The organism is Hymenobacter agri (assembly GCF_054778495.1).
In genome coordinates this window covers 1-9644 of sequence record NZ_BAAGZM010000115.1, presented here as the reverse complement: position 1 = coordinate 9644, position 9644 = coordinate 1, and the positions used below count along the sequence as shown (strand labels likewise).

Genomic DNA, 9644 nt, shown 5'->3' with positions numbered 1-9644 from the left:
GAGCAGGCCACCAAGCAGCGAGCCCATGCCGCTGTGCGCCGCGCCACCCAACAGGCCGCCCATGCTGCCGCCGAGCAGGCCGCCTCCAGCATTGCCTTGGTTACCATAGCCGGCGTTGGAGCTGCCGCCGCCAATCACTTTCGAAATCACCATCGGAGCAACCACGCCGAGCAGGCCAGCCATCAGGGCGCCTTTCGGAATGCCCACGTTGGAAAGCTTGTCGCCGATGCTGTTAAAAAAGCCTTCTTTGGCGGGGTCTTGCGGGTTGTGCGCCACGTTAGCGGCCTGGTCGACCACCGTTTCGAGGGTTTGCTTTTGCTCGGGGTTAATGCCGAGGTAAGCCGACATCTTACCAATCATGGCTTCTTCGTCGTTCGAATAAGCACCGTCGGCGCGGGCAAAGCTGATGAGGTCGGTTACGAGCGAAAAGCGCAGGTCGCTGTTTTTCAGCGTGTCCAGGCTCTGCTGAATGCCTTCGTTGCTGGCGTTTTGGGCGGCCGCGGCCACCTGCTGGGTAGCCCCTTCCGACAGGCCCGCCTGCTGGCACAGCGCCTGCAGAAACTGGCCCTCGGCCGGCGAGGCCTGGCGGTCGGCCGTGGCGAGGCTGGCAATGGCGCTCAGATAAGCGGTTTTTTCGTCTTCCGAATAGTTCTGGAGCAGTTGCGTGTTCATGGAGAAGGAAAAGAGGTGAGGGATGGTTGATTTCGACCTTGAACGGCTGCTTTTCGATTCCGTTGTGTGGTAGGGGTGGGGTAAGGCTGAGCAACACTCCCAAAAAAAAATGAAAAATTTCTGCCCCTGTAAATGAAATTGTTGGAGGCAAAACAGCGTCCCTATACAGTGCCGCCACAGAAAAATGCGTTCGTCAGGTTTGGCATTTCCAAAAAGACCTCCCATCTTTGCATTACCAAACGGCACAACGCCGCTCGGGGGATTAGCTCAGCTGGTTCAGAGCATCTGCCTTACAAGCAGAGGGTCGTAGGTTCGAACCCTACATCCCCCACACTGAAAAACAGTCACTTAGCTCGAAAACTAAGTGACTGTTTTTATTTACAGGATGAACGTCGGTTCATCCGGATTCCCCGGGAGGTTAGCTCAGTTGGTTCAGAGCGCTGCTTTCACACAGCAGAGGTCGAAGGTTCGAGCCCTTTACTTCCCACACTAATTAACAGCCACTTAGCTTCATTGCTGAGTGGCTGTTTTGCTTTTTGGGCCGCAACGGCATGTGCGCTTGGCGGTTGCCGGCGCCGTTGCGTGCACGCTTGCCCACTGGCAGTTTGCAGGCTCCCGAGTGCCACAAAATTGCGTTATGGCTTTGTCGCAACTGGACGGGTTTAGTTGATTGATACTGTAATCATTTGATTATGAGGTTTGAATCAAGCTATGTAAAAGCTGGTGTACCAAAATACAACGGTAATTTTTATAAACATTGCATTGATTAGTTAAATTTATTTTTTGATAAGTGCATAAAATGACATTACTTTATTTTACATTTATAAAAAAAATTCGAATTGTTATGGAAGTCGCTTTTCCATTCTTTAGCAGCCAGCCCGACGACTCTGGGTCTGCTATCTATCATACCCACCCACGTTGCCGAGTTGCCCAGCAGATTCCAATGGCAGAGCGAGTAATTGGGACGGGCGATAACCGGAATGAATGCCCGTTTTGCTTTCTACTTGCCCAATTCCAGGCCAACCGAGGCCTGCGAGGTCGTTTGCCAACGGGCATTCCGCCGGCGTTGGGAGCCAGCGGCAGCGACGTGGCCCCACATCCGCTGCGAGCCTTTTGGCCGCAGGGCTGAGCCAGGTGGTGAGCAGGGCAGCTAGCACGTTGTCTGGGATGCCACTGAGTTGACTCAGGCATAATGTGCGTGGCCCGTTTATGAATACCAGCGCGGTATACTAAGCCAAGCGCAGCTAGCGGCAGCTGGGCCTAGGCGGTGGGCGCCGGAAGGCAGATGGTAAATTCGGTGAACTCGTTTTCGACCGATTCGACGGTGAGCGTGCCACCATGGTCGCGCACCACAATGTCGTGCGCCAGGGCCAGGCCCAAGCCGGTGCCGTCGCCTGCCTTTTTGGTAGTAAAAAACGGTTGGAAGATGCTGGCCTGCACGGCGGCCGGGATGCCGCACCCATTGTCGCGAATGCGGATTTCGACGTGGCCCGATGGCAGCAACTGCGAAGCAAGCTGCACCAACGGTGCGTAGCCGTTCTCGCCGCTCTGCTGGCGCTGGCGCACAGCATAGAAGGCGTTGCTGAATAAATTGAGGAACACCCGGCCAAGGTCGGGGGCGGCAGCGGGCACTAGCGGGAGGTTGGCCGCCAGCCGGGTGCTGCGAGCCGTAACGAAGGACTTATCTTTGGCACGCAGCCCCTGATAGGCCAGGCGCAGATATTCGAGGGCCAGGTCGTTGAGGTTGGTGGGCTGATGGGGCGCCGCCGCGCCACCGCGGGTACGGGCCAGCATGCTTGAAATAATTGAGGTGGCGCGCTGCCCGTGCTGGCTGATTTCGTGCAGGTTGCGCCGCAAGCCGGCTAATAGCAGCTCTTGGCCGTCGCTGGCGCCGTTCGCCGAAACGGAGTCGGTAGCGATGCCTTCGACCAGTTCGGCGCTGACGTCGGCGAAGTTGCGCACAAAAGCCAGCGGGTTTTGCAATTCGTGGGCAATGCCGGCGGTGAGCTCGCCCAGGAAAGCCATTTTCTCGCTTTGTACTAGTTGGGCCTGGGTTTCTTCGAGGCGAGCCAGGGTGGCCCGTATCTCGTCGTGCTGGGCTTCGAGCTGCGCGTTTTTGGCGTTGAGCTGCTGGTTGGCGCGCTGGCGCAGGCGGCCGTAGCGCCACAGCAGCAGCAGTGCGGGCACTGTTGCGGCCAGGGCCGCCTGCAACCAGATTTGGCGGCGGTGGCTGGCCGCCTGCGCGCGCTGGCTATCGAGCTCGCTTAGGCGCAGGCGCTCGCTCACGTCGAGGGCCTGCATGTGGCTAAGCTTGGTGGCGCTGAACAAGGTGTCGCGGGTGGTATTGGCCAGCTGGAGGTAGCGAAAAGCGGCCGCGGTATCGTGCCGCGCCGCCAGGGCGGTGGCCAAAAACTGCGCCGCCTCGAACTGACCGCGCGGGTAGCTGCCGCGCCGGGCAATAGCGAGGGCCTGCTGTGCAAAATACAGGGCCGAATCGGCCGGCTGGCCGGCCGGCGGGTAGAATAAGCGGGCTTGCCCCTGATAGGCCCGGCAGAGGGCAAAGGTGAAGCCTTCGCTCAGCGAGCGGCGCAGGCTGTAGCGGTAGTAGTGCTGGGCCTGCGCGCGGTTGCCCAGGCTGGCGTAGATGTTGCCCAGCGTGGCGGCATCGCCGACTTCGCTGGCCAAGTCGTGGTTGCGCAGGTCGAGGGCCAAGCCCTGGCGCGAGTAGTACAAGGCCGAATCGGGCTGGTGCAGCTGCTGGTACACGTTGCCGATGTTGCCCAGAATGCGGGTGAGCACGGCTTCGGCGTGGCTGCGCTCGGCCACGGCTTTGGCCCGGCGCAGGTAAAACAGAGCAGACCGGCTGTTGCCCTGCTCCCAGCTGAGGTAGCCGAGGGCGTTGAGGCCGCGCGCAATGAGCGGGGCATTGCCCGTTTCCTCGGCCACATGCAGCCCTTTGAGGCCGAACTGCTGGGCCGCCGGGTAGTTGCCGACCTCGCGAAAGCCCGAACCCAGCCGTATCAGGGCCAGGGCTTCGCCCCGGCGGAAGCCAATTTGCTGGGCCAGCTGCAGGGCTTGGCGGCAGTGAGCAATGGTGGCCAGCGGGTCGACGTGGGTGAGCTCGGCGGCCAACTGGCTGAGCAGCAGCACGCGGGTGGTGTCGGCAGGGGTGGCGCTCAGCGCGCGCCGCAGGCTATCGATGGGAGAGGGAGGGGGCGCCGCCGAACATCGCAAAGCCAGGCCCAGCAGCATCAGAAGTATAACTGACTTCATGGGGAGGTGAAAAGAGGCAGAGGATAATGGAGAGCGAGTCCTGCTTTGGTCCAGAGCCAGCAGCGCATTCAGGCCAATTGGTCCGGGCAGGCGCATGCGCGCGAGTCGGTTACCAATGTAATACTATGTTTCGATATTGATGCTGGCGAGGCTCGGAAAAGCCGGCCAGCGCAGCATAGCGCGGGGCAGGGCTTTTCTTTGCAGTCTGGTCGCCATGTTGTGCGGCTGTTGCTTTCGCTTCTCTTATGCCGCTGCTCGAAGTCACCACCCCGCAACTGGCGCGGGAATTCATTGCCCTGCCCGCCCGCCTGCATGCCGGCGTGCCCCAGTACATCGGCCCGCTCGAAAACGAGGTGGAAGCGGTATTCGACCCCGCCAAAAACCCGAAGTTCACCAACGGCGAGGCCGTGCGCTGGGTGCTGACGGATGCAGCCGGCCGCACCATTGGCCGGGTGGCGGCTTTCCTCAACCGCGACGCGCCCGACGTGCAGAACCCCGACCTGCCCACCGGCGGCCTGGGCTTTTTTGAGTGCATCGACGACCAGGCGGCGGCCAACCAGTTGTTCGACGCGGGCCGGCAGTGGCTGGCCGCGCGCGGTATGCAGGCCATGGATGGCCCCATCAACTTCGGCGAGCGCGACCGGTTCTGGGGGCTGCTGATTGATGGGTTCGACCGGCCGCCGAACTACGGCATGTTCTGGCACCCGCCGTACTACCAGGCGCTGTTCGAGCAGTATGGCTTTCAGCTCTACTTCAAGCAGTACACCTGCTACCGTACCACGGCGGCCCCGCTGCACGCCCGCTTTGCCCAGCAGGCTGAAGGGCACGCGGCCGAATTCCGCTTCGAGCACGCCCGCAAGGCCGATGCCGAGAAGCTGGCCCACGACTTCCACCACGTGTACAACCTGGCCTGGGCCAAGCACGGCGGCGTGAAGCCGATGACGCTGGACCAGGCCCGCAGCATCGTGAAGGAAATGAAGCCCGTGGTGGATGAGCGCCTGCTCTGGTTTGCCTACCATGGCTCGGAACCGGTGGCGTTTTTCATCAGCCTGCCCGAGCTGAACCAGATTTTCCGGCACGTGGGCCGGCGGCTGAACCTGTGGGGTAAGCTGCGCTTCCTGGTGGCGCGCTGGCGCTTTATGCGGCGCACCGATAAGCGCATGTTTGGCATCATCTACGGCGTGGTGCCCGAGTATCAGGGCAAGGGCGTGGACGCGGCCATGCTGGTGCATGCCCGCCAGCAGTTCATTGACGCGGGCTACGCCGACCTGGAAATGAACTGGATTGGCGATTTCAACCCGCGCATGCTTGTCACGATTCGCTCCATTGGCGCCACCATCGTGAAAACGCACGCCACCTACCGGTACTTATTCGACCGCGAGCGGCCGTTCGAGCGCATGCCCATCATTCGGTAAACTGGCAAATGAGTAAGGTGAGTATTCAGAGGTACCAAACGGCACCGGTTGAATACTCACCTTACTCATCTACTCATTTGCCAGTTTACCACTTAGAACGGGTAGCCGATGGCCAGATTGAGGCGGCCGGCACCGCCGGTTTTGCCGGTGGGGTCGCGCAGGGGCAGGGCGTAATCGAAGCGGATGACGAAGAAATTGACATCGATGCGGATGCCCGCGCCGTAGCCCACGGCCAGTTCTTTCATAAAGGAATTGAGCTGGAACTGGCCGTAGCGGCCATCGGGGGTGCCGTCGGCGTTCTGGCCGGGGCGGGCCAGGTCGGGGTTGGCCAGCCAGATGTTGCCGGCATCCACGAATACGGCGCCCTTCACGTAGGGGAACAGGTCCTGGCGGTATTCCACGTTGCCTTCGAGGCGAATGTCGCCCACCTGGTCGTAGAACTGGTTGTTGATTTGGTCGCCGGTGGCGGGGCGGTAGGTGCCGGGCCCCACGCCGCGCGCGGGGAAAGCCCGCACCGAGTTCGGGCCGCCGATACCATACTGCTTGGGGTAGGGTAGCACGTCGGAGTTGCCGTAGGGCATGCCGATGCCGGCTTGCAGGCGGGCCACAATGCGGTTGCCGGACGTGGGGTTGGCGTTGAGGCGGTAGTACTCGCGCAGCTCCAAATCGAACTTCAGATACTGGCTGAACTGCTGGCCGCCGATGGTGTATTTGCCATCGGTTTTGGGGAAGCCAAAGCTGCTGGCGATGCCTTGGGCCACGTTGCCGCTACCTTCTACCTGCCCACTGAAATAGATTTGCTGGCGGCGCTGCTCGAGCACCTGTTGGTTGTAAGTATAGCGGTACGAGCTGGCCAGAATGAACTGCTGCTGGAAGGCGCTGCGCAGGTAGGGCCGCGAGTTAAGCAGGTCGGTAAAAGGCTGCGTCTGGTTTGCCAGGCGCACGTAGGTAATATCAATGGGCCGGATTTCCTGCTCGTTGGTAATCTTGGTTTTCCAAGTGTAGCCGTAGTTGAAGTTGAACAGGTCTTCGCGGAAGTAGCCGGCCCGCGTTACGGTTTTGTAGCCCGCGCCGATGATGGTGCGGGGCTGGAAGTCGGAGTTGGGCAGGTGCACATCCAGCAGCGGCAGGTCGGGCACCACGAGGCGCGGAATGAGCAACTGCGCGTTCACGCCCAGCTCGTAGCTGGTGAGGCCCACGCTGGCGTTGCCGCCGCCGGTCTGGGTTTCGGTGCTGGCCGTGCCGTTGATGATGAGCTGCTCGCCGCCGCGCAGGGCCGAGCGGTTGCGGAAAGCCACGATGAGGGCCGGGCCCGTGAAGCCGTTGGTTTTGGTGGCCAGCTGCACTTCGGCCCGCAGGCTTTTCTTTTTCAGCTGGGTCATCAGCACCTCGGCATCGAGGCGGGCGCGCTGGTAGGGCGTGCCGGCGGGCGTGGTTACGGTGGTGTCGCCGGCCGCGGCGGGCTTGAAGCGGATTTCGACGAAGCGGAATGTGCCCAAGTTCATCAGGCGGCTCAGGGTCTGGTCACGGCGGCGGCGGCGGAACACGCTGTCGGGGTACAGAAACGTGGCCCGGGTGATGGCCGAGGCTTTAAATATCTTCTCGTCGGGGAAATACTGGTATCCTTTGTAGCGAATAGGCTGGTGGCGCGTCGAATCGGTGAGGATGTAGTCGGTGTTGAGCGACACTTGGTCGAGCCAGTAGGGGCGCAGGGTTTTGTCGGGCGCGGTGGGCTTCACGCGGAGGTCCACGGTGGCCTTCTTATCCAGCGTGCTATCCACCTGGAAAATCAGCAAATCGGGCGAGAAGTAGTAGTAGCCCTGGTTTTTCAGGGCCGCGTCGATGCGCACCCGCTCGGCCGTGAGGGTGTTGAGATTGTAGGGGTCGCCTACTTTCAGCAGGCTTTCGCCTTGGGTGCGGCGAATGGCCGCATCAATCAGCGTGTCGCGCTTGGGGAAGTTGACCTCGGTGTAGCGGTAGAGCGGGCCGGCATTGGCGGTGTAGTTCACCTGCGCCGTTTTCTCCTGCTCCTTCACCTCTGAAGTGGTGGTGCCGCGCAGGTAGCCGTTGTTATGCAGCCGGTTGCTGATGAGGTCGCGCGTGGCGGCGGCTTTCACCTGTGAGAGCAGCACGGGCGGCTCGCCAAACTTGTCGGCCAGCGTTTTGCCCAAGCCCTTTTTCTTGCCCACACCCAGGTGCCAGAAATACAGCTTGGGCCGCTGCCCCAAGATGGCCGTGTTGGGCTTGGGCCGTACCACCGATTCGAGCTCGGTTTGCAGCGCCGCCTGGTTGGGCAGCTTCTCGGGCGCGTTGATGGTGACTTTGCTGCCGGTGTAGAGCTTCTCGCCCTTGGGAATGTATTGCAGGCCCGAGCAGGAGGCGAGTAACGTGAGGGCGACCAGGCAGACGGCACGGGCGAAAACCTCACCCCCTGCCCCCCTCTCCTGCGGAGAGGGGGCACCGGTTCGGGAGGACGATTCTATAGTTGATTGTTCTATCAAGGGCATAACCGGTGCCCCCTCTCCGCGGAAGAGGGCAGGAAGTGAAGTGAACGTGGGAGTCAGCAGCTTTCTCATTTCACGTCGCTGCTATCGGCCCGGGCTACGGGGGCGGTTTGGGTAGAGTCCTTTGCGGCCTTTTTCTCGGCTTTCTCGCGCTTGCGCTGCTCCTTGCGCTCGGCCTTGATGTCCTTGGGTACTTTCGAGAACAGCTCTTTCAGGTCGCGGTATTCGCGTTGGAATACCAAGGCCGCGCCGGTTTTGATGAGCTGGCCGTCGATGTCCTCGTAGGCGTTCTGACGGAAAGCGCGCAGGCGCAGGCGGCCATCGCGCAGAATGGTGTACTCGATGCTCACGTCGCCGGCGAAGTTGCTGGCGGCGTTGGCGCCCTGCGTGGCCTGGGTGCCCTGGTTGCCGCTCAGGGGTACGTCGGTGCCGAGTCGAACGGAGAGGCGGTTGTTTAGGAACTGGCGGCGTACGGCCACGTTCAGGTCGGTGCGGCTGCGGGCGGCGCCGGTGCTATAGTCGGCCTGGTTGGTTACGCCCAAGTCGATGCCCAAGCCGGACAGGTACTTGCCGGTCAGGTTCTGGAGCTGGTCCGTGAGCACGGCGCTGGCCGAGCCGCGCAGTTGCGTGGCCACGAAGCCTTCGCTGGCGCTGCTCTGGAAAGGGTTTTCCTGGAGGAAGCGGCCCAGAATCAGCAGCGAGAATACCTGCTTGCTCAGCTCCGAGGTCTGGTTGGGCTGGCGCAGCTGGGCCAGCTTGGCTTCTACTTCGCCGCCGAGGGCGCCGCGCTGGTTTTCGGGCAGCTGAATGTCGAAGCCGATGAGCGGTTTGCTCAGGTTTTCGGTCACGTTCAGCAGCACCTGGAAGGGGAGGCGGTTGCGCGAGATGGTATTGGCCGTGGGGTCGTTGCTGCCCTGGCCGGCCAGCAGGTCGGCCGGGGCGGCCTGCACCCGGTACACGGCCGTGATATTGAGGTCGGCGTTGTACGGGTCGCCGCTCCAGGTGATGCTCGAGCCGCGCCGGATAATGAAGTCGCGCGAAGCCAAGTCGTAGAGCGACAAGTGGTACTGGCCGCGCGCCACCTCGATGCGGCCGCTGAGCGTGATGTTGCCGGTGGGGTCGATGTTGGTGTTGAGCGTGCCGTTGGCCCGCACGCGCAGGTTGTCGCCGCTCACCGGGTCGATGATGATGGTGAAGGGAGTACGGTCGGTTACCGTCACCACGGCCGTTACGTCGTAGCCCGGGGCGGCCATGCGCAGGGTGTCGCCGGCGGCCAGCTTGCGGGCCAGCATGGTATCGAGAGGCGCGCTCTTGTCAATCCACTGCACAATTCCTTCGGTATCGACCTTGCTCGGGTCGGCGGCCGGCGACTCGATGGTGAGGTCGGAGGGCGGCACCACGGTTACGTTGGTGTTCACATTAATCAGCGTCAGCGGCCCCGTGAGGCGGGTTTGCGAGTCCACCACCAGCTTGCCGTAGAACAGCGTGTTATCCTTGCGGGTGCTGTTCACGGCCATAAAGTTGTCGGTGGTGGCGCGCATGTCGAAGGCGTAGTCCACGTAGTTCTTCGTGAGCAGGTAGCCGTTGATAACCGCCTTGTTCGAGACCGAATCGAGCACCGTGAAGTTGTTGAATGCCAGGCCGCGCTCCTCAAACGCAATGGCCTGGTTGGGCAGGCGGTAGAGCGAGCCCAGCTGCGGCACCACAAACGCCGCGTCGTCGGAGGTGTTCAGCGTGCCGCGCACCACCGGGGCGCTCGGGGCGCCCTGCACCGTGAGGC

General features: G+C 61.9%; 5 protein-coding genes and 2 tRNA genes. 3 read left to right on the top strand and 4 right to left on the bottom strand.

Features of this window, described 5'->3' with window-relative positions:
- The coding region (locus ACYVDE_RS08325) for a TerB family tellurite resistance protein (RefSeq protein ID WP_460501021.1) at positions 1–672 on the bottom strand (672 nt) is incomplete at its 3' end.
- 256 nt (positions 673–928) lie between these two features.
- Here ACYVDE_RS08325 and ACYVDE_RS08320 point away from each other — a divergent pair.
- Both ACYVDE_RS08320 and ACYVDE_RS08315 read left to right on the top strand, forming a co-directional pair.
- Positions 929–1003 (top strand) — tRNA-Val (locus ACYVDE_RS08320).
- 81 nt (positions 1004–1084) lie between these two features.
- Positions 1085–1159 (top strand) — tRNA-Val (locus ACYVDE_RS08315).
- Positions 1160–1932: 773 nt separating this feature from the next.
- On the opposite strand, the gene ACYVDE_RS08310 is transcribed toward ACYVDE_RS08315, so the two are convergent.
- Positions 1933–3945, bottom strand: coding sequence for an ATP-binding protein (locus ACYVDE_RS08310; protein WP_460501020.1), 2013 nt, complete (start codon positions 3943–3945; stop codon positions 1933–1935).
- Between the two features lie 245 nt (positions 3946–4190).
- Here ACYVDE_RS08310 and ACYVDE_RS08305 point away from each other — a divergent pair, with 245 nt between their 5' ends.
- The gene (locus ACYVDE_RS08305; protein ID WP_460501018.1) at positions 4191–5360 is read left to right on the top strand and encodes a hypothetical protein; all 1170 of its coding nucleotides are present in this window, start codon (positions 4191–4193) and stop codon (positions 5358–5360) included.
- Between the two features lie 92 nt (positions 5361–5452).
- Here the strand turns inward: ACYVDE_RS08305 and tamL are convergent, their stop codons facing one another.
- Both tamL and ACYVDE_RS08295 read right to left on the bottom strand, forming a co-directional pair.
- On the bottom strand, positions 5453–7861 hold the full coding sequence (gene tamL, locus ACYVDE_RS08300) for a translocation and assembly module lipoprotein TamL (protein WP_460501016.1): 2409 nt from the start codon (positions 7859–7861) through the stop codon (positions 5453–5455).
- 71 nt (positions 7862–7932) lie between these two features.
- On the bottom strand, positions 7933–9644 hold a 1712-nt coding region (locus tag ACYVDE_RS08295; RefSeq protein WP_460501015.1), incomplete at its 5' end, for a translocation/assembly module TamB domain-containing protein.